The 23,462-nt window shown below is 56.0% G+C and carries 25 protein-coding genes; 10 read left to right on the top strand and 15 right to left on the bottom strand.

What is annotated here, in order from left to right; genetic code table 11:
- The coding region (locus BSU04_RS08560) for an ATP-binding protein (protein WP_179258253.1) at positions 1–289 on the top strand (289 nt) is incomplete at its 5' end.
- Here BSU04_RS08560 and BSU04_RS08555 read toward each other — a convergent pair.
- A complete protein-coding gene (locus BSU04_RS08555) occupies positions 276–503 on the bottom strand; it encodes a hypothetical protein (protein ID WP_144021164.1) in 228 nt (75 codons plus the stop codon). The two genes, BSU04_RS08560 and BSU04_RS08555, sit on opposite strands and share 14 nt — an antisense overlap.
- A gap of 255 nt (positions 504–758) precedes the next feature.
- Here BSU04_RS08555 and drt3a point away from each other — a divergent pair, with 255 nt between their 5' ends.
- From drt3a to BSU04_RS08540, 3 genes are all read left to right on the top strand, one after another.
- On the top strand, positions 759–1,916 hold the full coding sequence (gene drt3a, locus BSU04_RS08550; protein ID WP_089160212.1) for an antiviral reverse transcriptase Drt3a: 1,158 nt from the start codon (positions 759–761) through the stop codon (positions 1,914–1,916).
- On the top strand, positions 1,904–3,913 hold the full coding sequence (gene drt3b / locus BSU04_RS08545; RefSeq protein WP_089160211.1) for an antiviral reverse transcriptase Drt3b: 2,010 nt from the start codon (positions 1,904–1,906) through the stop codon (positions 3,911–3,913). Before drt3a ends, drt3b begins: the two co-directional genes overlap by 13 nt.
- Before the next feature lie 885 nt (positions 3,914–4,798).
- Complete coding sequence (locus tag BSU04_RS08540) at positions 4,799–5,455, top strand: histidine phosphatase family protein (RefSeq protein ID WP_089160210.1); 657 nt, start codon at positions 4,799–4,801, stop codon at positions 5,453–5,455.
- A gap of 95 nt (positions 5,456–5,550) precedes the next feature.
- Here BSU04_RS08540 and BSU04_RS08535 read toward each other — a convergent pair whose 3' ends face one another.
- The 3 genes from BSU04_RS08535 to BSU04_RS08525 all read right to left on the bottom strand — a co-directional run bounded on the left by BSU04_RS08535 (position 5,551) and on the right by BSU04_RS08525 (position 8,186).
- Positions 5,551–6,411, bottom strand: a complete 861-nt coding sequence (locus BSU04_RS08535) for a relaxase/mobilization nuclease domain-containing protein (protein WP_179258252.1) — start codon at positions 6,409–6,411, stop codon at positions 5,551–5,553.
- A 276-nt stretch (positions 6,412–6,687) separates the two neighbouring features.
- The gene (locus BSU04_RS08530) at positions 6,688–7,731 is read right to left on the bottom strand and encodes a type IV secretion system protein (protein ID WP_089160208.1); all 1,044 of its coding nucleotides are present in this window, start codon (positions 7,729–7,731) and stop codon (positions 6,688–6,690) included.
- 146 nt (positions 7,732–7,877) lie between these two features.
- Complete coding sequence (locus BSU04_RS08525; protein WP_089160207.1) at positions 7,878–8,186, bottom strand: hypothetical protein; 309 nt, start codon at positions 8,184–8,186, stop codon at positions 7,878–7,880.
- A 117-nt stretch (positions 8,187–8,303) separates the two neighbouring features.
- Here BSU04_RS08525 and BSU04_RS46325 point away from each other — a divergent pair, with 117 nt between their 5' ends.
- Positions 8,304–8,462 carry a hypothetical protein gene (locus BSU04_RS46325; protein WP_179258251.1) on the top strand — a complete coding sequence of 53 codons (159 nt, stop codon included), beginning with the start codon at positions 8,304–8,306 and terminating at the stop codon, positions 8,460–8,462.
- Between the two features lie 164 nt (positions 8,463–8,626).
- On the opposite strand, the gene BSU04_RS08515 is transcribed toward BSU04_RS46325, so the two are convergent.
- Complete coding sequence (locus tag BSU04_RS08515; protein ID WP_179258250.1) at positions 8,627–9,166, bottom strand: plasmid mobilization protein; 540 nt, start codon at positions 9,164–9,166, stop codon at positions 8,627–8,629.
- Between the two features lie 108 nt (positions 9,167–9,274).
- Positions 9,275–9,886, bottom strand: coding sequence for a helix-turn-helix domain-containing protein (locus BSU04_RS08510; RefSeq protein ID WP_089160204.1), 612 nt, complete (start codon positions 9,884–9,886; stop codon positions 9,275–9,277).
- 921 nt (positions 9,887–10,807) lie between these two features.
- Here BSU04_RS08510 and BSU04_RS45270 point away from each other — a divergent pair.
- The gene (locus BSU04_RS45270) at positions 10,808–11,029 is read left to right on the top strand and encodes a hypothetical protein (RefSeq protein ID WP_144021163.1); all 222 of its coding nucleotides are present in this window, start codon (positions 10,808–10,810) and stop codon (positions 11,027–11,029) included.
- 425 nt (positions 11,030–11,454) lie between these two features.
- On the opposite strand, the gene BSU04_RS08495 is transcribed toward BSU04_RS45270, so the two are convergent.
- The 3 genes from BSU04_RS08495 to BSU04_RS08485 all read right to left on the bottom strand — a co-directional run bounded on the left by BSU04_RS08495 (position 11,455) and on the right by BSU04_RS08485 (position 13,891).
- On the bottom strand, positions 11,455–12,720 hold the full coding sequence (locus BSU04_RS08495; RefSeq protein ID WP_089160201.1) for an MFS transporter: 1,266 nt from the start codon (positions 12,718–12,720) through the stop codon (positions 11,455–11,457).
- Positions 12,721–12,760: 40 nt separating this feature from the next.
- Complete coding sequence (locus BSU04_RS08490; protein WP_089160200.1) at positions 12,761–13,324, bottom strand: isochorismatase family protein; 564 nt, start codon at positions 13,322–13,324, stop codon at positions 12,761–12,763.
- 102 nt (positions 13,325–13,426) lie between these two features.
- Positions 13,427–13,891, bottom strand: a complete 465-nt coding sequence (locus BSU04_RS08485) for a MarR family winged helix-turn-helix transcriptional regulator (RefSeq protein ID WP_089160199.1) — start codon at positions 13,889–13,891, stop codon at positions 13,427–13,429.
- Between the two features lie 602 nt (positions 13,892–14,493).
- On the opposite strand from BSU04_RS08485, the gene BSU04_RS08480 reads away from it, so the two are divergent.
- A complete protein-coding gene (locus tag BSU04_RS08480; protein ID WP_179258249.1) occupies positions 14,494–14,784 on the top strand; it encodes a hypothetical protein in 291 nt (96 codons plus the stop codon).
- 69 nt (positions 14,785–14,853) lie between these two features.
- Here BSU04_RS08480 and BSU04_RS46320 read toward each other — a convergent pair whose 3' ends face one another.
- Together BSU04_RS46320 and BSU04_RS08475 are read right to left on the bottom strand one after the other, a co-directional pair.
- Positions 14,854–15,024, bottom strand: a complete 171-nt coding sequence (locus tag BSU04_RS46320; protein ID WP_179258248.1) for a hypothetical protein — start codon at positions 15,022–15,024, stop codon at positions 14,854–14,856.
- 340 nt (positions 15,025–15,364) lie between these two features.
- A complete protein-coding gene (locus BSU04_RS08475) occupies positions 15,365–15,685 on the bottom strand; it encodes a DUF4148 domain-containing protein (RefSeq protein ID WP_089160216.1) in 321 nt (106 codons plus the stop codon).
- A 266-nt stretch (positions 15,686–15,951) separates the two neighbouring features.
- On the opposite strand from BSU04_RS08475, the gene BSU04_RS47430 reads away from it, so the two are divergent.
- From BSU04_RS47430 to BSU04_RS08460, 3 genes are all read left to right on the top strand, one after another.
- Positions 15,952–16,134, top strand: a complete 183-nt coding sequence (locus BSU04_RS47430) for a hypothetical protein (protein WP_089160198.1) — start codon at positions 15,952–15,954, stop codon at positions 16,132–16,134.
- A gap of 373 nt (positions 16,135–16,507) precedes the next feature.
- Entirely contained in the window at positions 16,508–17,440 is a 933-nt protein-coding gene (locus BSU04_RS08465) for a 2-hydroxyacid dehydrogenase (RefSeq protein ID WP_089160215.1), read from the top strand.
- A gap of 121 nt (positions 17,441–17,561) precedes the next feature.
- The gene (locus tag BSU04_RS08460) at positions 17,562–18,926 is read left to right on the top strand and encodes an MFS transporter (protein ID WP_089160197.1); all 1,365 of its coding nucleotides are present in this window, start codon (positions 17,562–17,564) and stop codon (positions 18,924–18,926) included.
- Positions 18,927–19,099: 173 nt separating this feature from the next.
- Here BSU04_RS08460 and BSU04_RS08455 read toward each other — a convergent pair whose 3' ends face one another.
- From BSU04_RS08455 to BSU04_RS08440, 4 genes are all read right to left on the bottom strand, one after another.
- A complete protein-coding gene (locus tag BSU04_RS08455; protein ID WP_256982323.1) occupies positions 19,100–20,851 on the bottom strand; it encodes a tetratricopeptide repeat protein in 1,752 nt (583 codons plus the stop codon).
- A 126-nt stretch (positions 20,852–20,977) separates the two neighbouring features.
- A complete protein-coding gene (locus BSU04_RS08450; protein ID WP_089160195.1) occupies positions 20,978–21,574 on the bottom strand; it encodes a lipocalin family protein in 597 nt (198 codons plus the stop codon).
- 105 nt (positions 21,575–21,679) lie between these two features.
- Positions 21,680–23,062 carry an ATP-dependent RNA helicase DbpA gene (gene dbpA / locus BSU04_RS08445; protein ID WP_031361009.1) on the bottom strand — a complete coding sequence of 461 codons (1,383 nt, stop codon included), beginning with the start codon at positions 23,060–23,062 and terminating at the stop codon, positions 21,680–21,682.
- A gap of 4 nt (positions 23,063–23,066) precedes the next feature.
- Positions 23,067–23,264 carry a hypothetical protein gene (locus BSU04_RS08440; protein ID WP_062087611.1) on the bottom strand — a complete coding sequence of 66 codons (198 nt, stop codon included), beginning with the start codon at positions 23,262–23,264 and terminating at the stop codon, positions 23,067–23,069.
- Between the last annotated feature and the right edge of the window lie 198 nt (positions 23,265–23,462).

Here is a 23,462-nt window from a genome sequence, read left to right as displayed (position 1 = left end):
CGTGAGAAAGGACCAGGCCGAAACCAGCGTGCTGTTCGAGTTGATAGCCGAGAGATATGAAAGAAAAAGTCTTCTCATCACGGCCAATCAACCATTCTCGGGGTGGAATGACGTGTTTCCTGACCCTGGTATGACCGTCGCCGCCATAGACCGCCTCGTTCATCACTCGACGATCTTCGAACTGAATGTCGAAAGCTATCGGCGCCGCAACGCCAATGACAGACAGAAAGAGCGGCGGCGTCAATTACCCACAGACGACCACAACGGAGCGACAACTATAGCCAATTGACAGCGACAATTACCCCCGTCGACCGGCCATCATAGTTGTCGCGCAACCGGACATCGTAGTTGACGATATCCAGCTGAAGCGGTACACCCACCTCAAACCGGAAAGTCTCCTCGATAAGCTCGGATAGAATCGCAACCTGATTGTCCACACGGGCAACGCGTGACTCGTCGAACAGCCCAGAAGTGACTTCGACGAGTAAAATGTTCAGATCCATGTAAGCAGCCAGCTCATTTTTCCCTTGCACTATCGTCATCTTCCATGACGGTAAGGAGGAAACGACGCCGGACAACAAGAGGCACCGCCCGGTTGCGCCAAGGATACGATCAACAGACGCACTACGGGGAAGTGATGATCGAAATTGCATACACAAAACGGCGAATCGCGAAATGCATAAGCTACAGCGATCTGATTGACGACAAATCCCTCTTAGACCGAAAAAATCGAGATGCTGCTGCATCGAGGGCATTAAATGAAATCAATAAAGATACGCTTTTTCAAAAAAAATCTAAAAACACTGACAATTAGAGGAAAGCAAGCCTTTGCATGTGCCAATATTGAGCAAGCGCTGGCAACAAGACTCATTTCAAAAAATATAAAAGCCAACTACAAGATAAAACCGCAGAACAGAAGTGCAATAATTAGGAACTTAATTTCCTCTTTACGGGAAAGCGGTCCATACAATATTCATCGATTCGATATTGAGAGTTTTTTTGAGAGCATTAATCGCGACGCTCTGTTTTCCAAACTCATGAGCGATGATCGATGTTCTAGGCAAACACTGCTATTGATTTACCAGCTCTTTGAAAAAATTAAATCTCAAGGCATATCTGGTTTGCCTCGCGGCATTGGATTGAGTTCGACACTTTCCGAGCTGGCTTTACACGATTTTGACAATAGCATTAAGCGAGAAAGAAATATTTTCTTTTATGCTCGATTCGTCGACGACATCATTTTAATAACAGCCCCGGATCTTCAAAAAGGCGAGGTCATTGAGCTTCTTCAGGGAAATTTAAAATTTGACCTGAAACTGCATAAAATTGGCAAAAAGATATCGCATCACAACATCAGTAAAGCAACCGACAAGAGTGACCCAACAAATGCGACCTTCGAAAAATTTCAATATTTAGGCTATGATTTTTCGATATTTAACAGCAACGCTCGCAATGAAACGATCTTGGGAATTCCTCGTCGCCAATTGAAAGTTGATATTTGCCAAGAAAAAGTCGAAAAAATAAAATCTCGAATTATCGCATCATTCACAAATCATTTAAGCACGTCGTTTGAGCCCGGTTCATTTGATCTCCTAGAAATGAGAATCAAGGCATTGACCGGCAACTACATCATAAATGACCCTTCGACAGGGATAAGCATCAAGACGGGTATCTACTACAATTATTTCGAGAAAAATAATAAGACAAAGTGTCCCCTCAAAGACCTTGACGCTATGTTGCGTGGTTTATTGTTTTCAAAAAATCATAAGTTGTCGTCTCGAATTCAGGCTAAAATTCCGATTCATAGACGGCACAAGCTTATTGGCTATACGTTTACCGAGGGATTTTACGAGGCGCGCCTTCATTTCTTTAAGCACGAAGACTTAAAAAAAATAAAAGAGGCATGGAAAAAATGACAAAATCATTGCGACGCGTAAAGAAAGAAGACTATGCACGAGTTCTATTAACAGAGACCCCTTGCTATGATGCACCCGTGACGTTCTCAAACGTTGGCTTTTATTGGCATTGGAAAAAGTACCAGGAGGGGAAAAGCTTTTTCCCGGAAATTATGGACTATTTTTTCAAAGATGGCGACTTGAGTAGCTACACGATCCCGCTGCCGTACAAAATCAGAAAAGACAACAACTCATACCGTCAGCTCTCGTTAATCCACCCTATCACTCAAGCCAATTTTGTCGATTTTTACAGAGCATTTGATCAACAAATCATTTTAGCTTGTAAAGACAGCCCATTTAGCATTCGCTGCCCAGAAAATATTGCCAGCAAGTATTACGTTCGAAACAGCAATGAGAATGCGTACAAATTCAAACCGGAAGGAGTAACTACAAAGCAAGCAGAAGCGAAGAGTCGATATCTAACTTCCTATTTCTCTTACAGAGGCTACGGTCGACTCCATCATTTTTTCGATTCTCAAGAATTCATATCTCTTGAACGAAAGTACTCGTCATTTTGGTCTGTCGACATATCAAGGTGTTTCGACAGCATATACACGCACTCGGTAACCTGGGCGCTGAAAACCAAAGTGCACTCGAAAAACATCGCGAACGTTAAAAATACATTTGGCTCGGTTTTTGATACATTAATGCAGCGATGTAATTACAACGAAACCGCAGGCATTGTTATTGGTCCAGAAGTCAGCCGCATATTCTCTGAAATAATATTTCAAAGAATAGACCGAGACATTGTTTCTGAACTTGAGAAAACTGAAAATCACTGTCTAAAAAACGAAGTCGACTACACGATCCGACGATATGTCGATGATATCTTTATTTTTTCAACTGCGGATGACATTTCAGCTGTCGTCGCGAAGGTCGTAGAGAACTGCCTCAAGACGTACAAGCTCAATCTAAATAACGCGAAAACCGTGAAGGCAACTCGGCCGTTCATCACGGAGAAAAGTAGGTCGCTGCAGTTGGTGAAAAAGGCGCTCCAAGAATTCACCGCAAAATTAATCAAAGTTCCAATCGATGAAAGTGAAATTCAAACACCTGTGCCAAGGCGCATATATAGGCGCAGAAGATTTATTGCATCATTTCTTAACGACGTTAAATCCGCATGCATAGGGTCGACGCAAGAATATGAGCTGGTCTCCGGCTATCTCATCTCGGCCATATCGAATCAGGCAATTTCGTTTTGTGAAGAAAGCATGACGCAACCGATACCGGAAGACGAAAGTAAATCGAAATATATCGATTTTCTACTGATTTTGATCGAGCTTGCCTTTCATTTTTATATTGTCAGTCCAAGTCAGAGTGGATCAATCAAGATTTGCGTTTTGACGGATATTGCATGTCGCTATGTTGATCAAAAAATACCCGACGAATCCCATGAAATTCGCAGCCTTATCTATACTCTGGGTAATGACTTTTTCTCAAGTAGTGGCTTCAAGAAGATTTCCAAAGACAATTCAGACGTTGCTCTTCTGGAAGCACTGAACATTCTCGTCGCACTTAAACTTCTGGGCCGTAAATATCTGGTTTCCCGGGAAGTTTTGGGAAAGATAGTTAACGTTGCCGAAAATCGCCGCATCTCTTATTTTGAGATTACGGCCCTTCTATTTTATATAGGCAATGACGAAGAGCATTCGTATAGTGCGATAAAGAAACGCGTCATTAAAGACATTGATGCGGCCTTGCACGATCTCTCTGACGTAAAATCAAACTCCGAGAAGGCCTATATTCTCCTCGATGCTCTAACCTGTCCTTACATCGAAGATGAGAAACGAAGAGGGTATGTGAAAAAGCTTTTAACGTTGGCTACTCAGTCACAGCCGTCGGACCATCTCGTCCTTGATTATCAAAAGAAATTCGCGAAGTATCGATGGTTTACGTCTTGGAATAAAACTGAGTTACTTGCATCACTCGAGAAAAAAGCGTTGCTCAAGAGTTATTGAACGATTATGCTTTCGAGGTAGGGTGTACCGGCTCGTCTTACGGATCTGGCAACCATGGATCCGGCTAATCTAAATGCTTGTTTGAGCAATTTCCCGGCGAGCATGAAGATATCGCTTTTTTCCTAGGCGGCGGAAACGCACACACTATACTGGCTGGACACCCTACACCTTCGCATTATGCTTGCAAGGCAAGCCGTTGCGACTGACCTTCTTACAGTCTCGTTTCAATTGCAGCGCCGACGTCGGGATACGATGTCGGGCTGACAAAATGTCTGCCGCCGCTGTGCTGGACAGCGCGTATCAATCCGGGACTAGCAAGAGCGCATGCGTTTGCGGACCCACGTGACCCTACAGTGCCGACCGTTGTGCCGCGCTCTGCGGCAACAGCTCGGAATAGACGCGATCTATGCAGCAACGATCGCTGCCAAGGTTTGCAAGATCCGCAGTAAGTGGTACCACCGCCCCCCTAAATTGACCACTGGAAAGCGCCCAGCCGGTGACCACACATTCGCCGGCTGGGCTCAGCATGATCATAACCTCCTCGTTATGACGATTCCCGGCGGAAGCCTATCCTGCCTTAGAACCAAACCGTCGTACTTCTTGCGCTGTCGCAATTTTTTGCGGATGGCGTTGATTTCGGCGCTGCATTGCCCGACCCTGCCGGGCACCCTTAAAACCAGTTTGGCAAAAGGAGGAAAGCTTCCGCTTTCCGTGCGCGCCCTGCGCGAATGCGGACGCGGTCCCAACACTGGGAACGGCGTCTAATTGTATTGCGCAATACAATTAGATGCTTATGGACGGGCGTTATTTCTTGCGACGTCGCAATTTTTCACTCTGGGCGCGGACAACGCTCTGCGCTGAAGAACTACCGGAGCACCCCCAGACATGCCCCTACTGCGAGTTCTATGCTTCCGGCATGGCGAGAGTGCCGCGAACGCTGGCCACGCGACGAGCGATCCGGTGTCGATCCCACTGACTGAATTGGGCGAACAGCAGGCCCACGCGATCAGCCAGCGCCTTGTCGAATCTCCGTCCATCGTGATCTGTTCGCCCTTTCTGCGCGCCCGGCAGACGGCTGCGCCGACATTGGCCCGATTCCCCGCCGTGCGAAGTGATATCTGGCCGGTCCAGGAATTCACCTACCTGGCACCGGCCAGATGCGCAGGCACGTCGGCGCAGCAACGTCGGCCGTGGGTCGACGCGTACTGGAATGCGTTCAATCAGACGCTTGTGGATGGGCTAGGGGCCGAGTCGTTCTCCGCCTTCATCGAGCGCGTGCTCGAGGCTCTGAACCGCTTCAGGATGCTCCACAATGCGTCAGACGCTACAGCAGCGATGTTCGGGCACGGTCAGTTCCTACAGGCAATGCGGTGGCTGATCCAGAATGGCGACGGAGTAATCGACACTGACGCCATGCGCTCATTCAGAATTGTCGATCAGCGGTCACCCATTCACAATGCGGGCGGGTTTGTGGCGACGTTTGACGGACGGTCCTGGTCCGTCGAGCAGGAACATGCGGCGCTGGAGACGCCGCTGCGCTGAAGAACTACCGGCTGGTGAGATGTGAGCGCGACAGACCACTGAATTGCGGCAGCGCAAATTTCTCGCGCTGTCGCAATTTTTCGTCGCACGCGCGTCTATCTGGAGGGTTCGTCAGATCCCCCGTTGGGCTCCCGATTCCGAACCGTTCGTTTCGGCACATCGGGGCGAGGTGAACTCGATCTATCCGGCCGATCTGTTTGGAGTGACATATGTGCGAGTTGGACGGATGGCATCTGCTTTACCAGTTTGACGATTTCGACCGCCATCTTCCGGTCTTCTACGTCCTCAGAGTCCGCCATAGTCTTCGCCATCGCGCCGTATGCTTGCAGCACCTTGTGCCCAGTCTCTGAACGGTCTCCTGCCTGGGTGTGCTTTGCATCCAGAAGCGGTGTGCTGTGCGGCCGCCGGGGAGCCGTGCCGCGCTTCTTCTGCATGTTCACAACGGGTTGCGGCACCGGCATTCTCGTTACCCCACGCGCCTGGCGTCGAGTGGCATTGGCATCAATCCCGTGTTCACGCAGATAAGCAGCGAACGACTCTCGCCAGTCCTGCAGGTCCGCCTTGCGCGGATTGAGTCTCGTACCGTCGTTCGACCGGGCTATGACGCAAAGGTGCACATGGGGATGGGCCTCATCCGTGTGGCACGCGAATACGTAGCGAAAATTCTTTCCGAACTCGTCTGCGGCAAAGCTACGTACGGAATCGTGAACAGCAGTCCTGTCGGTACCCGGTGGCATCGATAGAACGATGTTGAACGCTTCCCGAACCGTACTCTCCTCAGGGATGCCGAAGCCGCCAAACTGAAGTTCAGTCTTGAGGTCTCGAATATCATCGCGCCCGACAAGAGCATCACCGTCTTGGTTCTCCAATGCGACCTTGCCGTTGCGCGAGATGTAATCGAGATGGGCTCGAATAGCCGTCATCCCCCTGCCGCCGCCGCTTATCTTGACAACCACCTCCGGTGCTTTCTTGGTGGTTGCCGCGAGCGTTTGCCGAATTCTTAAGATGCCAGAGGGCCGTGCACGCCTGCTAGGTGAAAGCGTTCGAGGAGGAAGTATCACCCCCGTGCCAGCTTTACGCGGCCTGACTACACGTGTAGTGCTGCCAAACAGCTTGTCCCCCCACGTCTGCAGGATTCCGTTGACGTAAATTTTGGGTAGCGTCATGCCTTACCTCTCTGCGCGCACGTATCTAATCCTTTGCCAACAAATCGATAGGACTTCCACAGTCGATCAACGCTTGCCTCCCAACAGACGATCGATCGTCGCCCGTTGGTACGCTGGAGTCGGCGCACTACCGCCGCCAGAGGCCCGTCCAGAATTTCCGCCTCCGTCTCTCGTGACGGAGCCACCCTCTGCACCGTTCTTCGGAAACGGTTCATTCTGTTTGCCGCCGCCGTTTCCCCGGAGCATGCGACTCATGAGGGAAACAAACGTGATGGCTGCTCCGCCGGAAATTGCTGCACCACCCGCTATGCCGGCCGCCATGCCGGGCAGCTGCACTATCACGAAAACGAGAGTGCCGCACAGTATAAGGAAGCTCATTGCGTCGCCCAGTGCGTTGTCGTTCGCGGACGCAGCGGTTACCGTGTCGACAAACGTTGAGTAGATCGATAGGCACATGGCCGCCGCCGTAGCGAGAAAGAAAATGAGCAGCACATAGTTTGCTACCTTGGCGAACCATCCCTCTGCGAACCGCTTTGTTGGTGCAAAAGCCATGCACGCGAGAAACAATGGGCCCACTGCCAGCATGAGCGAAATTGCGACTTTCGCGAGTGACAGCAGACCACCCATTACGATCTCAATGGTGGCCGCCGAAAACAATACTATCGCCGTAGAAAAGAGGTCCGCATACCCGCCCATTGGGAAAAGGTTTGTGCCTCGCTCCCAAAGCATATGCATGTAGTTGTACGCTTTGGTATCGACCAGATCGATCGCGGAAAACATGTTTGTATTCGAGCCAGGCATCGCGGTCTGCACCAACCCAGAACTCAATCCGTTCACAAACACGACGACGTTGGCCTGATAGATAGCCGCGTTCAATGCCAGCGTCAGCAATGCGGACACCTTGAACGCGCGAATGGCGAACTGACTAACGGGTTCCTGAACCTCACCCCTGAGCGTCGCCCACCCAAACATGATGATCCAGATGGTGACGGCGGCGAAGACCAGTGGTGCAATCGCGCTCGCAATGGATGACGAGATGCTCGCGACGAACACCGATAGTGCGTTGTCAATCGAGCCCGTAACAAACTGAAATAGTCCGGTCAGTGGCATGCTGCTCCCTGTCTATTTGTTCCAACGAAACTGGCTTGCTGGTACTGGCGCTAGGTTGTCCTGCGCGCGGGCCTTTTTTTTGGAAACATCGTCGTCCTTCTTGCACGCGACGAGAGCCATAATCACGGCACATATTAAGAGCGCCCTCATTGATATTCCTCCTCTGCCGCACGCAGTCCTGCATTCGCGCGACGATGGCCGACGATAAATACAACGGTGAGAGCTGCCATTACGTACAACCCATCGGCATGAGCAATGCCGAGGGCCTGTCGTACACACAACGCCAGTAGCACGAAGTAGGCGACCATCGACGCCAGATCACCGACAAAGTGAGTGGGGGTATGGACGAGGTAGCCGAGAAGCTGACGATTTCGTATCAGGAACGCCCAGTCGAGACAATGAATAAAAAACAAAAAGCTTGCTGTTGCCAATATCAGGAACCAAAGCGAAAACATGGCACCTCCCTCCTTTCATTGAGCGCCCAGGGGGCGCAACGGCCGCAGGCCCGATCTTGCAAAGCGACTGCATTGAGGCCTCGCGGGGCGAGGCTCATCGGCGCGCGGCGGCATCATATGGCAGTCCCACATGCCGAGGTCCAGCAGAACATGCTCGAAGTCAAGATCAACGTCGAGGTCCAGCAGTTCGTCGGTACATTCTTCGATGGACTTGAACCACGTCGCTGTACCTTCACGCAAAACAGGAACCGGTCCAGAAACGGTCATGACATATAAGCCGAACCCCCGATACCTATTCGCTCGGAGCAAGAGAGTCGGGGGCGGTTCCAAATGACGAGCCGCAACGTCTGTTCTTGGAACAGGCTGGTTCTTCCGGGGCACAAGTGTTTTGAGATCAGACCATCCGAAATGAAGCTTTGATCGCATACGAACCTCCTAAGCTAACGGGACCAGCGTTGAACATTCGATTGGATGACAGCGGAGACCGCTGCCGTATGAGACTTAATTGCTTCTGAGAGTGCTTCGACAACATCGACTCGATAAACCGTCTGCTCGGTCGGCGCCGCGTTTAACGCACGAGCTATCTGGTTTAGGTTCCTGCCAATCGCGAGAAGCCGAGTATTTGACTCCGCAAGCTTCTCTAGCTCGTGTTGACCGAGCTGAGGCTGGACCGTCAACTGCGCCCGGGCGAGCGAAGCAATCCACGAATTGATCGAAAAGCCCGCCAGCGTTGCAACTCTTTTCACCGTCCGATGTTCCTCCCATGTCAAACGGATTTCGATGCGCTTCTTCGCGTGGAGAACGTCCGACGAAATCGAGTTATCTAAGCTTTCAGCATAGGGTTCTGGTCCAACCAGCTTCCGAATTACCTGCCTAGTTGCATCGCTGGGCGACACTCCGTGAGAACGGCAGTAGCTTTCCCATTGAGGCTTCAGCGCTCCCAATTGAACGCTGAGCACGCTGCTATTTCTGCTCTTCACGCCGATGCCTCTCTTTGGAGTAAACATCTCTCTTATTAGTGGCTCACGCGTGACCTCATTCCACGACGAAAGAGGTCACGCGTGAGCTATGACGAGCAGTGATATGGGTCACCCGTGATCCGGGTCATCGCTGACCTGTGTATAACTTCCAACGTCTATCGCGCCCGCACGCTCCAGCAAAGAAACCAACTTTTGCCGCATACTCGGGTGCATCTGATCAAGCGCATCTTGGACATTGATGACAACCCCGCCCGCGGCGACATGGTTGATATTGAGTTGCAAACGCTCGATATGAACGTTTGGCGGTACACGCCCCGCCCTTAGGTCATTCGCCGTAGACTTAACGAGCGCGGGGATATATGGCCAAGACGCCATCGCAGTATGATTCCCGGACTCGTCATGTATCCGCCATTTTTCCTGGAATCGGTATATGTAGGAGCGACCGCAAGGAGAGCGTGAGACGTAGCCCAGCGATTCAAGCAACGGGATCGCGCGCTTGACGGAGGACACGGAGATACCTGCCTTCGCAGCAATGGTCTCGTACTCAATGGGACCCGCGACGCCGGTGTCGATATTGGTGTGCGTCTTGATGACGAGATACACCTTCACCGTCTTCCCGTCCATTGAAGCGAACGCGGCGCTGTTGACTAAAGACCGAAAGACGTGAAACCAGCCGGTCTCAGCTTTGAACAGCTCCCCTTGCATCGACTGCGTGCTCACGCTCAGTCGCTCGTCGCATGACGTGGACGCCCGATACGCGGTCTTGCGCTACCCTCGTTCATAGCTATTTGCTTGTTGTTTCTCTTTGTCGCTGCGTCGTCAAGCCATGTGCGGATATCACTTACGAACCAGCACGCCCGTCGTTTCGCTGGAAACGCCGTTGCGGGGAGTTCGCCGCGATACGCCATCTGCGTTACAGCACCAACGGTCGTTGCAAGTAACGCCGCGAGCTCGTCCCTATTGATGATTGCTTGTGGCGCCATGCGCTCGAACGTTTGTCGAAAATCACTGTCCAATTTCCGCATCAGAGATCACCGGTTACTTGTATTGAAGACCAGTGCAGACTAGCCTTGACGTGACGTCCGCACAAAGACCAGTTTTTAACTTTGGAAGATCTTGATCGTGAACATTGGGACTAACCAAGGGCAGCGGCTGAGGCCAGCTCTGCAACGCTTTACTCGGGGATTAATTGCAGAGGCCCGCGACTTAAGCGGTCTCACGTATTCACAACTTGATGCGCATCTCGCGCCGCCTCGCGTCGATTGGGATGGACAGGTCAATCGATACGCATGCAAAGATCGGGCTCCGCTCGCGTCAGCAATTCAAGGTCTAGAGGATCGTGTAGCACGCCTCTTGCAACGTAAAGCCCGGAGGGTATGTGTGCGTACGCCCTGCGGGGGCTCATTAGGTGTCGCGCGACCGAGCAAGGAGCTCCGTCTTCTTGAGCAGCATCACGTCTCTCTCGGCTATGAGGACGGCTGGCCGTCGTACTTGGACCTAATCACGCGTCAGGACGAAACTGACCGTCCGGGGGATAGGTTCAAGTCGTTCGCGTGGCAATGGGGAATTCTTTGGGGACGGCAGGACTTCCAATGGCTCAACAAAATCGGACGAGGGTTCGGCTGGTCGCCGCGAGAGCCAGTGACAATCCTCGTGGATGAACTCGTCGACCATGCCGAATATAAAAAGGCAAAATACGATCAGGAGGTCGGCCCGCAGCCATGGATGATCGACGAGAAACCGTGGCGTCACTTGCCGTGCCCGACCTCTTGGCCGCTGATCTGTACTGTCCAGACGACGTACATCCTGTACTCGATGACAACGGAGTCGAGATGCCGCTCTGGCAACTTCGATACGAAGTAGCTGAAGAGCATGCTCAGCAGGAGCTGCTATGGACGGAGGGTTGGGACATTCTTCCAGGCGGCTTAGCTCGTTGACTGGACTAGCAAGCATTGACCACCCGTGCGCAGTGCCGGAAATCTGCCGGATTTCGCTGGTTAGCGCGTGGCAAGCCGGGTGATCTCCAGCGATCAATTTTCTTGTAAAATCAAGTGACTACCTGTAATGTGTAAGGCGCTTGGTTTGACTCTTAATCCGTAGGTCGACAGTTCGAATCTGTCACGCCCCACCAAAGATTTATGTAAAAAGCCCAGTCCTCGTGTCTGGGCTTTTTACTTTGTGACATCGCTCAATGCATCGGGCGCTGCAACCTGTCGGGTAAAGCGACGCCAGCGCCACGCCGGCGCAAATCCTTTGCTCCCGCGGGAGCGCCTCGGACACAATCCCCTTCAAACCACCGCGTCCCCCTTATCGATACTGAATCGCAGCCTCCCTGCATCAATAAACACTCGCAACTGGCGATACTTCGCCAAATACCGAACCCCAACGATCGCCGCCGCAAACCCCGCCGCTGCCGCCACGCCAAGCGCCCAACGCGGGCCGAACGTATCGGCGACCCAACCTACAACCGGCGCACCCAACGGCGTGCCACCCAGCGCAATCGCCAGAAAGATCGCCATGACGCGCCCGCGCATGGCGGGCTCGGTGGATAGCTGCATCGTGCTGTTTGTCGTCGTGGTGATGGTCTGCGCGGACACGCCGATGACCACAAGCGCAAGGCCAAAGAACCCATAGCTCGGCGCAATCGCTGCCAAAGCACAGCCGAACCCGAAGACCGCGGTACTGGCAAACAACACAGCAATCCGCGGCTTCGCCCGCCTGGCCGCGAGCAGCGCACCCGCGATCGTTCCAATAGCCATGATCGATGTCAGGAGTCCGTATTGACTCGCTCCGGCATGAAAGACGGTGACGGACATCGTGGAGATGAAAATCGGGAAATTGAGCCCAAACGTGCCGATCAGAAACAGCATGAGCAGCACCGCTTTCAAATCCGGCCGCTTCCAGACATACCGGAACCCTTCAGCCAAACTCCCTCGCGCCCGGACCGCCCGTTTGCTCAGATGAAATTCACCAACACGAAGGAACCCCAGCGAGCAAAGCACCGCGACAAACGACGCCGCGTTGATCAGGAACACCCACCCTGTCCCCACCGACGCAATCAGCACACCGGCAATGGCGGGACCTATCATGCGCGCCGCGTTGAACGATGTGGAGTTCAACGCCACGGCGTTCGACAGATCGGTTTCACCGACCAGATCGGCGACGAATGTCTGGCGCGCGGGAGCATCGAACGCACTGACGCTGCCGAGCAGAAACGCGAACACGTACACGTGCCACAAATGGACCCATCCAGCGACAGTGAGAATACCCAACCCAAGCGCGAGCGTTCCCAAAGCCGCCTGGGTGCCCATCAGGAGTTTGCGGCGATCAAGATGATCGGCCGCAAAACCGGTGAAGGGCAACAAGAGAAGATGCGGACCAAACTGCAGCGCCATGACCACGCCAACCGCGGTCGCATTGTGGTGGGTCAGTTGCGTGAGCACGAGCCAATCCTGGGCCGTGCGCTGCATCCACGTTCCGATATTGGAGACGATCGCGCCGCCGGCCCAGACCCGGTAGTTGAAGCTGTTCAGCGAGCGGAACGTGCCGGTCACCGGCGCGCTCCCGAGGCTGCTTTCACCGCGCCGAAAGCGCTCACGCGCGGGTGCTGCCGAGCATGTCGACGATCTCCCGGGTCGTGCCAGTCTCGCCCAGCCTCGGAAAGATCCGCGTGACGCTGTTGGTGTGGGCATCGGCGTTCATGTCGGTCATCGCATCGACGGCCAGCGTCACGTTGAACCCGTGCTCGTGCGCGTAACGCGCGGTCGACTCGACACCAACGCTGGTCGCCACCCCGGCAATAACGACTTGCGTGACCCCGAGCTTCTTCAGATGTTCATCGAGACCGGTATTCGTGAACGCACCCCACGTACGCTTCGTGACAATGTGATCTTCCGGCTGTTGCTTCAATTCGGGCACAAGATCGGCCCAATCGGCGGGAAGCCCGGCAAGGTTGCGAGCCTGCTCAGACCGGCCCGGCGCGCCGCCGGCAACGTTGACGAGCACGACGGGCAAGCCGTGGCTGCGGAACGCGTCAAGCAACTCGACGGCGTGCTTGACGACATCATTGACGGGGTGCGCGGTGGGAAGCGCAATAATGCCTTTCTGCAAATCGATGACGACAAGAGCCGTCTTCGGGTCGAGCGTGGTGATAGCCATGGTGTTCTCCTTCCTGCAAGTTGGACTGCGACGCGCCTGGAATGAGGCGCGGCAAAGGGGATAGGTGAGCCGGCGGCACCGCTTGCGCCACGCGGGCCCAAGTCAGGAATCGACGAGCCGGTTGAGCAGCGCCACGGTGACCGCGAACTCCTCTTGCTCCGCAGGCGTGAGCTTGGTTCGAATGGCGCGGAACAACCAGTCTTCCCGGGCTGCCCGGCTCGCCTTGATCCATTCGCGGCATGCGTCAGTGAGGGACAAAATGGTCTGACGTCCATCGGCCGGGTCCGGCGTACCGGTCACAAATCCGGCCGCCTCGAGGACAGACACGGTGGCGCCCATGGATTGCGGGCGCACACCTTCAGCGCGCGCAAGCGTTGTGACGGTCGCGGGACCCTCGCGCTCCAGACGGCCAAGGGCTGACATCTGGGACAAAGTGAACTCTCCCAGATTCGCCTCTTCGCGCAACCGTCGCTTCAGCTTGCCAAGCACCACGCGCAATTCTCCCGCAACAGCATGCGCATGCGCGACTTCATGATCGGTGTCTTGCGTTTGCTCGTTCGTGTTCATCCCCGCACCTTAGCAGATACCAAGGAAAACTACAAAGTTAAACTTCGCACTTGAGTCGATGAACGACATTTGGCAACGAACCCGGGGCAACTGAAGATGCGAGTGAGTGGACGAGTGAGTTTCGCCGCGGAGGAAGCGCACCGGACACCGGCAGCGTGACGCTACATGCTCGGCGATAGAAAAATGGCGCTACCAGTACGAATGGTCTGGTAGCGCCAATCTGCATCCTGTCTATGAAATGCTAGCGGAAGACTTGGCGGCGCTAATCCGAACCACTAAATGCCAATGCGCCTGTCAAAGTTGGTGCAATAACTCTACAAAATCCGTTTCACGATCAAAATATTTCCAAAAATCTTCCCGAAAGCATTACCGGTTTCACAGCCGGTAACGGCGGATTGCTGAAGCAGAATTGTTTCCCGTAAGCATTGTATTTTGGGGACCGCAAAGACGCTTCGGGATGAAAAGCTTACGTTCACACCCTTACCCAGCGCGTATTGGCCTTTTTGCACGCGTTGTTTCTGTTTTTTTCAATTACTAACAACCACGTTTACCCCAACACGAGAGAATCACTAATCGAAAATCTCGTTTGACGAGGAGACCGAATGCACGCCATTCCACTCAACTATAACGATCATGTTTTGGTGCCCCTTGCAGCCGGGGAGCGCGGTAGTTATGCGTCAATGGTTATTGTCACCAAACCGAACGGCGCGCGCTGGGCATCGGGTGTGCTCGGCCACTTCGCCGAAGCGGACGACGCCTGCCGGTTTGCTATCGAATATGGGAAAGCAGAGGTGGACGGACGGAGGCGTCCCCGAACGGTGAAGCCGCCTGCCGACACTGAACCGGGAAAGAATCGCACCGCTTTCCAGCGCGCGCACAGCCCAGCGCCATGAGGTTTCGTCACCCATTTCTTCTCTGCCCACTTGCACTATGCAAGTGGGCTTTTTGTTTTTAGCGATGCATTAATGCTTGTGGTGCATCCAGCTCATGTGGTGCGTATCGAGCCACTCACGCATACGTAGCGATCCACTGCCGTCCTCTGGGTGCTCGCGGCGATACCGGCGACCCAATATGGCAGCTATCACTATCAGGACCGCAAGGCCCACCACAAAACCGATCATCGACTCAGTCATGGCCGCCTCCTTAATACGTCACAGCCTCCTTACATTTTAGGTCACGCATTTTGAAATGCGAATTTCGCCGCGTGCAAACGCTGTCTTTGCTGCACGTCTGGAAGTTGCCCGTTTTGGTAAGTAGCCTTTTATGTATCGCCGAAATACGCAAAAAAGCCCAGACACCAAAGCTGGGCAATTCCACCGCGAATAAACCCGATGGAGGAGGTGCGGATTCAGACTTTTATAACTCTGCTGAAAGCATTTTGCTCGCTGGATGTACACCGCCAGGCGACTCGCAATCGGACTCACACTCGAATAGTCGCCGACGCCTTCTCATACAGCGTGATGGTTAATCTGATTAATGACCCATGTACACCGAGTGCACATTGTCGCCGAATGAGGATTGGACAGCGCTTCCTGAATCCGACGACCCATTAGACACGCCGCCATAGCTGCTGGCGCCGCCGTTTTGGGCCGCTACGCGTGCTTCTGCGGCTTGAATATTGGCTGGATAGTCGTAATCGTTCGCTGTTGCCGGGTTGTAGCCGGCCTTCTCAATCTGGATCAACTGCGCCTTCACTTCAGCACGGGTCAATGGTTGTTGGCTCGACTGAGCAAACGAAACAGCCGGCACTGCCAACACTGCGGCCACTACAACGGCTTGAATGAGCGACTTCATGATACTTACCTCCGAATCTTGTTTTATCGCGAACATCCTTGTTCGCGTTCTCTGATTCAAGTGTAGGTAAGCCGTTTCTGAAAATTAACTACGATGCGCGCAAGAGATTATTGTTGTTTTAGGTAAAAACCCTGAGATTATATGGGGACAGATAGCTCACCCGACGCGACCTGTAATTTTCCGAAACCAACTCGTGATGAGCGACACAATTCCAGCCGAACGATAGTCCGGTTTGATCTCTCTAAATCACAACAGGGAGAAAAATCATGCTGAGGCTCTTTCTTGTGGTGGGGCTAGCGACCGGCCTTTCGGGGTGCATTGTCGCGCCGCCTTATGGGTATGCTCCGGCGCCCGGATATGGATACGGCTATGCGCCCGCGTATTACGCGGCGCCGACTGTCGGCGTGGGGATCGGGTTTGGCGGTGGGGGATGCTGTTGGCGGAGGTGATAGGTTTGGTCGCAGGCATGCCCGCCGTTGCCGTCGAGGATGACCAAGACACCTCGGGGTATGTAAGGGGGTTTGAACAGGGCCGTTGTAGCGGGTGTCAATGAACCCGCTCTTTCCTATCGGATACAATACTCGGCCTCCCCACGCAGCGTTTTTTAACTTGCAAACCGTTAGAACTGCAAACTAGATGAGCGCAAAGACCGTCATCAAGTTACTGTGACCGGATCGCAGTTCCAGCCATGGAAGGCACCTCAGAACAGAGGATTGGCCGAAGCTCTAACGTGCCGAGACGTTTTGAATGCGCGAGGGACGTCCCGACGCCATCTCAAAAAAATGCGAAACTTGGCGCTTCGCTCCTTCAACCCTCGCGCCCATGCTCCCCACCGTCCTCGTCCTGGTTCCGCTTCGTCCCGAAAGCCAAACCACCGTTGCAAACGCCTTCAACGTCATTACAGCCCTCGATCGACCAGCGCTCGATCAAGCCCTCACCGACCACGCGGACAAAATCCGCGCTGTCCTGACAAACGGCACCATCGGCATCGATGCAGCGTCCATCGCGAAACTGCCGAAGCTCGAACTGATCGGTGCATTAGGCGCGGGCCACGAAAACATTGCACGCGACGCCGCTCAGGCGCGTGGCATTACCGTGGTAAATGGCGCCGGCACCAACGATGACTGCGTCGCCGATCACGCCTTCGCGTTGCTCCTCGGCGTCGTCCGCCAGATCCCCGTGCTCGACCGCGCATGCCGCGCCGGCGTATGGCGCGACGAATTGCCGTTCCAGCCGAACTTTTCGGGCAAGAAACTAGGCGTGATCGGGCTTGGCAATATCGGCAGGAAGGTGGCCAAAAGAGCGCAAGGCTTCGATATCGAGATCGGTTATCATAATCGCCGGCTGCAACCGGGCTCGGCGTATACCTACTTCGATTCAGTAGTCGCGCTGGCCGAATGGGCCGATTACCTCGTGGTCGCCACGCCCGGCGGCGCATCGACGAAACATCTGATCGACGCCAGCGTGCTCGCCGCACTCGGCTCAACAGGCTATGTGGTGAACGTGTCGCGCGGTAGTGTTGTGGATACCGCCGCTCTGGCGGACGCGCTCGAACGCGGCGTCATAGCCGGTGCGGGACTCGATGTCTACGAAGGCGAGCCCGCGCCGCCCGCGTTGCTGACAGGCTCCGAGCGCGTCGTGCTGACGCCCCACGTGGGCGGGCGCTCACCGGAGGCGGTGGCAGCGTCGGTACAGATGTTTGTCGATAACGCCACGCGGCACTTCGCCGGCGAGGCCGTACTGACACCTGTTTGAAAGCTCCTGCGGGGGTGCCCGGCGAGCTTCGCCACGATCCCGTATCGTGTCGGACTATCGCCGATCACGCCTAAACCAAAAAACCGTGTCAGACCAGACCACTCTCCCCACCGACGGCCCCATGACCGCGCTCCAGCGTCGCGGCATGGCGGCCATCCTGCTCGCCGTTTCACTCGCCACGCTCGATACCGCCATCGCGAATACCGCGCTTCCCGCGATCGCCGCCGATCTTCACGCAACGCCCGCCGCGTCAGTCTGGATCATCAACGCGTATCAACTCGCCATGGTCGCCACGTTGCTGCCGTTCGCGGCGCTGGGCGGCATCGTCGGGCACAGGAAGATCTATCTGGGCGGGCTGATCCTGTTCCTCGTGGCGTCGCTGACGTGCGCGCTGTCGTGGTCGCTGCCATCGCTCACCGCGGCGCGGCTGTTGCAGGGCATTGGCGCGAGCGCGGTAATGAGCGTCAACACGGCGCTGATCGGGGCGATCTATCCGCATCACAGACTTGGGCGAGGGTTTGGGCTGAACGCGCTGGTGGTGGGGATATCGTTCGCGGTCGGACCGACAGTCGCGTCGATCGTGCTCTCACTTGGACCCTGGCCGTGGCTTTTCGCCGTGAACCTGCCGGTGGGGCTGCTGGCGTTGTTTATCGGCTGGCCGGCTTTGCCGCAGACGCCGCGCGCGCAACACGGCTTCGACCGCGTGGCGGCCGTGCTGAACGTGATCACCTTCGCCGCGCTGGTGTTCGCGCTTGGCGAAGCGGCGCAGCGCGCGCCCACGCATATCGTGCTGATCGCGCTCGTGATAACGGCGGTGGCGGGCGGGCTGATGCTGCATCGGGAACGCGGTCACCCCGCGCCGATGCTCCCCGTCGATCTCTTCAAGCGTCCGATGTTCGCCTTATCGACAGCAACCGCCGTCTGCTCGTTCGCCGCGCAAGGGCTGGCGTTCGTGTCGCTGCCGTTTTATTTCGAAAGCGTGCTCGGGCGCAGCCAGGTGGAGACCGGCTTCCTGATGACGCCGTGGTCGGTGATGGTGGCCTTGCTGGCGCCGGTCGCCGGGCGTTTATCGGATCGATATCAACCGGGGCTGCTGGGCGGCATCGGCCTCGCGATCATGTGCGCGGGCATGGCGTCGCTGGCGCTATTGCCGGTTCATCCCCATGCACTCGATATCTGTATCCGGATGGCCATATGCGGCGCGGGTTTCGGGTTCTTTCAATCGCCCAATCTGAAGGCGCTCATGGCGAGCGCGCCGCGCGAGCGTAGCGGCGGTGCGAGCGGCGTAGTGGCAACCGCCCGGCTGATCGGCCAGGCGACCGGCGCGGCGTTGGTCGCGCTGAGCTTTGGAATTGCGGGGCATCATGGACCGGCGTTGGCGCTGGCGATTGGCGCGGGATTCGCAGGCGTCGCGAGTATTGCAAGCGGCTTGCGGCTGATTACCCGCGATAAACCCAGCCAAGCGATGCAAACAGCGGAGAAATAGGCGGCGATCACGGTGGGGCGACGTCACGCAGCGCAAGTCGCCCATGCGCGAATGGCCGAGGCTGGCGGGACGCGATTCTGCTGCGCTTCACACGGTAGGCGCGCGGAGCTTGATCCGCGAGCAACGGTTGCTCGTCAGGTAACCGGCCGCCACATCAGCCAGCGCAAAAACATTTACCCTGCCATCAGCGCTGCTTTCGCCCGCGCCACGGGCTCGGTCCAGTCTCCGAGCATAGTCTGCTTGAACAGGCGCGCGTGCGGATACCACGGGCTATCGTCACGATCGAGCATCCAGCGCCAATCGTAATTCGCCGGCAGCAACACCCACACGGGCTTGCCAAGCGCACCGGCCAGATGAGCAACCGATGTATCCACCGTTATCACCAGATCGAGTTGTTCGATCAGCGCGGCGGTATCGGCGAAATCGTGGATATCGTCCGTCAGATCGTGGGGCTTCAGCGCGCACTCCGAATTTGAAAGCTGTTCCCGGGCGGACCCCTTCTGCAGCGAAAACCATTCGGCGTTCGCCACCTCCGCGAAGGGTGACCACGCGGCGAACGGCATCGAGCGGAATTGATCGTTGCCGAACGTCGGACTGCCCGCCCACACGATGCCAATCTTCCTGCGAGTGCCCGCCAGTTTTGTCACACGCGCCGGCCATGAGCCAATCCGCTCGGCGCTGACGCTCATATAAGGCGTCTCGGCCAGCACGCCGGACACATGCTCGGCCAGGCGATGCGGCACGCTCATGGACGGCGTCCAGAAGTCGTAATGATCCGTTGGCCCATGTGCAAAGGCCCGGTGCACGCCCGGAACGCTCTGGATCAGTTCCACGATGTTCTCCGGCACCCGCATATCGACGGTCGCGCCCATTTGCGCCAGCACCGGCATGTAGCGAGCGAATTGCATCATGTCGCCGTGACCCTGCTCGCCGACCACCAGCAGTGTCCTGCCTTGCAGCGGTTCTCCGCGCCATTCCGGTACGCCGGGAATCTGTATTGCCTTGTATTTGCTTGAGCGCCAGCGCACTTCGTGCAGCGCCCAGCCTTCCTTGAAGTTCCCGCGCCGCAACTCCAGCAACGCGAGATTGTGTTGCGCGTCGGCGTGATCGGGCGCGAGTTCCAGCGCGCGCCGATAATGCGGTTCCTCCCCCTCAAACCGCCCCTGCGAGCTAATAGCCGCACCCACGCAGACGTGAATCTGCGGATCGTCGCGCAAGGTCAGGGCCCGGCGATACTGCGTCTCCGCTTCCACGAATTTCCCAAAAAGCCCGAGCGTCGTGCCGAGATTCACGTTCGCCTCGAAGTGGTCCGGCCTGAGCGCCAGTGCTCGCTGCAAGCTGGCGACCGCTTCCTCGAATCGCTTCAGTTCGCGCAGCGCGTTGCCTTCGCCGAAATGTGCGTGGAAGTTGCTCGGATCCCGTGCGAGCGTCTCGCGATATACCGCCAACGCTTCGTCGTAGCGCTTCGCGGACGCGAGCGTCGAGCCGAGGTTCAAACGCGAGTCGATGAAATCGGGATCTCGAGCGAGCAACGTCTTGTGCTGTTCAATGGATTCGTCGAAGCGGCCTTGCTGTTGTAGCGCTGTGCCAAGGTTGTTGCGTGCGTTGGAGAACGCCGGATCGATGGCGAGGGCGCGCTCGTAGCACGCCACGGCATGGGGAAGATCGCCCAGCGCCGCCGCCACCAGCCCGCGATTGCTCCAGCACGCGGACGCATTGGGGGCAAGGCCAAGCGCACGATCCAGTAACTTCGCGGCATCTTCATTGTCGCCACGTTGATGCAGCAACACACCAAGGTAATGCAGCGCATCAACGTGATCGGGACGCTCCTCGAGAATCGCCCGATAACCACTTTCCGCTTCGGCCATATGGCCTGTCTGATGGAGTTCTAAAGCGACGGCAAGCGGTGCGGAAAAATGATTCATGGCGGGCGTATTCATCAAGGTGGATAACTTCTCGATGCTAAGCGCTGCCCTCCCGTCCAGCTATCGGATTGCTCCTATCCCTTGTTTCCCCATTTGAAGTTATGCGTTTCGCACGCTTGGCGGTGTTTAGTCCTTATCGCCGGGGGAATGGAAGCCAGGTTTGCCGACTTGTTCCGGCATCTGCGGCACGCGACGCAATCGCGAGCTGTCGTAACCCATCTCGTCCAGACGGCCCAGCAGTTCGTGGTATTTCGCGTCGCTGATGTCCGGCGAGCGCGCGAAGATCCAGGCTAGCTTCTTGCCCGGATAACCAAGAATCGTGTACTGATAATCCGGATCGACATAAAGCGTTTGCTGGCTCGCGTAGATCGGCCAGAAAATGCGCACGCTCCATTCAGCGTTATTCGTCCCGGGAACGATCGAATCCGTGAATTGATAGTGCTTGAGCGGGGCGTCGAATGAGCCCTTGTGAGCGTAATACGAATCGTCGATTTTGCCGTCATCGCGAAGTTTCCATTGCGCATAACTGCCGACGAAATTGTCTTCGGCGAAATACGGAATGTTCGCGACGATGTACCAACGTCCCATATAACGCGGCAAATCGACGGATGCGAGCTTTGGCTCCACATTCGCGCGAGGATTGGGGTTGGGTGGGGAGGAAATACACGCGCCCAATAGCAGCGTGAACAAAACGGCGACAACAACGCGCGAATAGCGGGACATGGGGCACCAAGGTATCGATTAAGAGCGGACATGAATGCATACGCATATCCGCCCTGACTGGTTTCATCGATTCATAGGTGCAAATTGCAGGCCCGGCGCTCTAAATCAGATGCGCCGCACCTTCACCTTCTTGCCCTTCACCTTGCCCGCCGACAGCTTCTTCACCGCCTGATCCGCAATATCCCGCGCGACCGCCACGTAGGTGACCATGTCCGTCACATTGATCTTGCCGATCTGCGAGCCTTCAAAACCGGCATCACCAGTCAGCGCGCCAAGCACGTCGCCGGGACGAATCTTTTCTTTGCGGCCGCCCAGGATCTGCAGCGTGGCCATGGGCGGCTGAAGATGACCCGGCGTCGCCGGCGTCAGCTCGCTCAGCTTGTGCCATTCCACTTCCTTTTTCTGCGCCTGTTCGATCGAGCTCACACGCGCCATTTCATTCATGCTCGCGAGGCTCAGCGCCCAGCCTTCCTGATCCGCGCGGCCCGTGCGACCAATTCGATGCACGTGGATTTCGGGATCTTGCGTGACATCGACGTTGATCACCGCTTCCAGTTGCGTGATATCGAGGCCACGCGCGGCAACGTCGGTCGCGACCAGCACTGAGCAACTGCGGTTGGCGAACTGCACGAGCACCTGATCGCGTTCGCGTTGTTCGAGTTCGCCGTGCAGCGCGAGCGCGTTAAAACCTTGTGCGACTAAAACGTCGAGCAAGTCGCGGCATTGCTGTTTTGTGTTGCAAAACGCAAGTGTGCTCACAGGCTGATAGTGATCGAGCAACTGGCCTACCGCGTGCAAGCGTTCGTTGTCGTGGACTTCGTAGAAACGCTGCTTGATCTTCGAATTCGTGTGCTGCTCGGTGAGCTTGACTTCCTGCGGCTTGCGCAGGAATTGCTGGCTCAGTTTCGCGATGCCTTCCGGATACGTCGCGGAAAACAGCAGCGTCTGGCGATCCTTCGGACATTGTTTGACGACGGCGACGATGTCGTCGAAGAAACCCATGTCGAGCATGCGGTCGGCTTCATCGAGGACAAGCGTTTTCAGCGCGGTCAACGGCAGCGTGCCGCGTTCGAGGTGATCCATGATCCGCCCGGGCGTTCCCACGGCAATATGGCAGCCATGCTCAAGACTCGCGATCTGCGGACGCATGGGCGAGCCGCCGCACAGCGTCAGGATCTTGATGTTGTCCTCCGCGCGCGCGATTCGACGAATCTCCTGCGTCACCTGGTCGGCGAGTTCGCGCGTCGGGCACAACACGAGCGCCTGGACGGAGAACAGCCGCGGATCGATTTTCGCGAGCAGCGGCAACGCGAACGCGGCGGTCTTGCCGCTGCCCGTCTTTGCCTGCGCGATGAGATCGTGGCCTGCGAGCGCGATCGGCAGGCTGGCGGCCTGGATCGGGGTCATCGTCAGATAACCGAGTTGTTCGAGGTTCGCCAGCATGGCCGGCGAAAGCGGCAGGGCGCTGAAAGAGGTAGGCGTTGTCATTGGATTACTTCACTGCAGGTTTCGGCGGGACCGAATTGTCCTGCTCGTAGGTGATCGTGCCGTCGGGCGCGTCGTGGCGCAGCACCTTGTTGCGCGCGCCGCACATGGGGCAGCGGAACATCAGGCCCTGGCCTTCGTTCTTGATGAGCACGTCGGCGAGTTGCCATTCGGCGCCGCACGGCTGGTTTCGGCAGATAAACATGATTGATTTGAGCGTAATTGATGGGGTTGCGGCGTGAAAAGGGCATCGGCGGGGCCGGCGCGCACTGTTTTACGCGCAATTAGAAGCCGAAGTGTACGCGTACACGGCGCAATTGCCTCGTTTTGCGGCGTTTTCCGGGGCCTTATCGGTCGAATGGCAGCCGGTTCCGGCGCTTGGGCGAAGTCGATCGGCTAAACT

This window comes from Caballeronia sordidicola (assembly GCF_002220365.1).
Classification (GTDB): Bacteria; Pseudomonadota; Gammaproteobacteria; order Burkholderiales; family Burkholderiaceae; genus Caballeronia; species Caballeronia sordidicola_C.
Note: the sequence above shows the minus strand (reverse complement) of the source record. Positions and strands in the feature narration are given on the sequence as shown.

Bases quoted from the DNA above. Each gene is read 5' to 3' on its own strand.
- BSU04_RS08555 (WP_144021164.1), bottom strand. From the start codon at position 503: ATGGATCTGAACATTTTACTCGTCGAAGTCACTTCTGGGCTGTTCGAC.
- drt3a (WP_089160212.1), top strand. From the start codon at position 759: ATGAAATCAATAAAGATACGCTTTTTCAAAAAAAATCTAAAAACACTG.
- drt3b (WP_089160211.1), top strand. From the start codon at position 1,904: ATGGAAAAAATGACAAAATCATTGCGACGCGTAAAGAAAGAAGACTAT.
- BSU04_RS08540 (WP_089160210.1), top strand. From the start codon at position 4,799: ATGCCCCTACTGCGAGTTCTATGCTTCCGGCATGGCGAGAGTGCCGCG.
- BSU04_RS08530 (WP_089160208.1), bottom strand. From the start codon at position 7,731: ATGCCACTGACCGGACTATTTCAGTTTGTTACGGGCTCGATTGACAAC.
- BSU04_RS08525 (WP_089160207.1), bottom strand. From the start codon at position 8,186: ATGTTTTCGCTTTGGTTCCTGATATTGGCAACAGCAAGCTTTTTGTTT.
- BSU04_RS46325 (WP_179258251.1), top strand. From the start codon at position 8,304: ATGGCAGTCCCACATGCCGAGGTCCAGCAGAACATGCTCGAAGTCAAG.
- BSU04_RS08490 (WP_089160200.1), bottom strand. From the start codon at position 13,324: ATGGCTATCACCACGCTCGACCCGAAGACGGCTCTTGTCGTCATCGAT.
- BSU04_RS08485 (WP_089160199.1), bottom strand. From the start codon at position 13,891: ATGAACACGAACGAGCAAACGCAAGACACCGATCATGAAGTCGCGCAT.
- BSU04_RS08480 (WP_179258249.1), top strand. From the start codon at position 14,494: ATGCACGCCATTCCACTCAACTATAACGATCATGTTTTGGTGCCCCTT.
- BSU04_RS46320 (WP_179258248.1), bottom strand. From the start codon at position 15,024: ATGACTGAGTCGATGATCGGTTTTGTGGTGGGCCTTGCGGTCCTGATA.
- BSU04_RS08475 (WP_089160216.1), bottom strand. From the start codon at position 15,685: ATGAAGTCGCTCATTCAAGCCGTTGTAGTGGCCGCAGTGTTGGCAGTG.
- BSU04_RS47430 (WP_089160198.1), top strand. From the start codon at position 15,952: ATGCTGAGGCTCTTTCTTGTGGTGGGGCTAGCGACCGGCCTTTCGGGG.
- BSU04_RS08465 (WP_089160215.1), top strand. From the start codon at position 16,508: ATGCTCCCCACCGTCCTCGTCCTGGTTCCGCTTCGTCCCGAAAGCCAA.
- BSU04_RS08460 (WP_089160197.1), top strand. From the start codon at position 17,562: ATGACCGCGCTCCAGCGTCGCGGCATGGCGGCCATCCTGCTCGCCGTT.
- BSU04_RS08455 (WP_256982323.1), bottom strand. From the start codon at position 20,851: ATGAATCATTTTTCCGCACCGCTTGCCGTCGCTTTAGAACTCCATCAG.
- BSU04_RS08450 (WP_089160195.1), bottom strand. From the start codon at position 21,574: ATGTCCCGCTATTCGCGCGTTGTTGTCGCCGTTTTGTTCACGCTGCTA.
- dbpA (WP_031361009.1), bottom strand. From the start codon at position 23,062: ATGACAACGCCTACCTCTTTCAGCGCCCTGCCGCTTTCGCCGGCCATG.
- BSU04_RS08440 (WP_062087611.1), bottom strand. From the start codon at position 23,264: ATGTTTATCTGCCGAAACCAGCCGTGCGGCGCCGAATGGCAACTCGCC.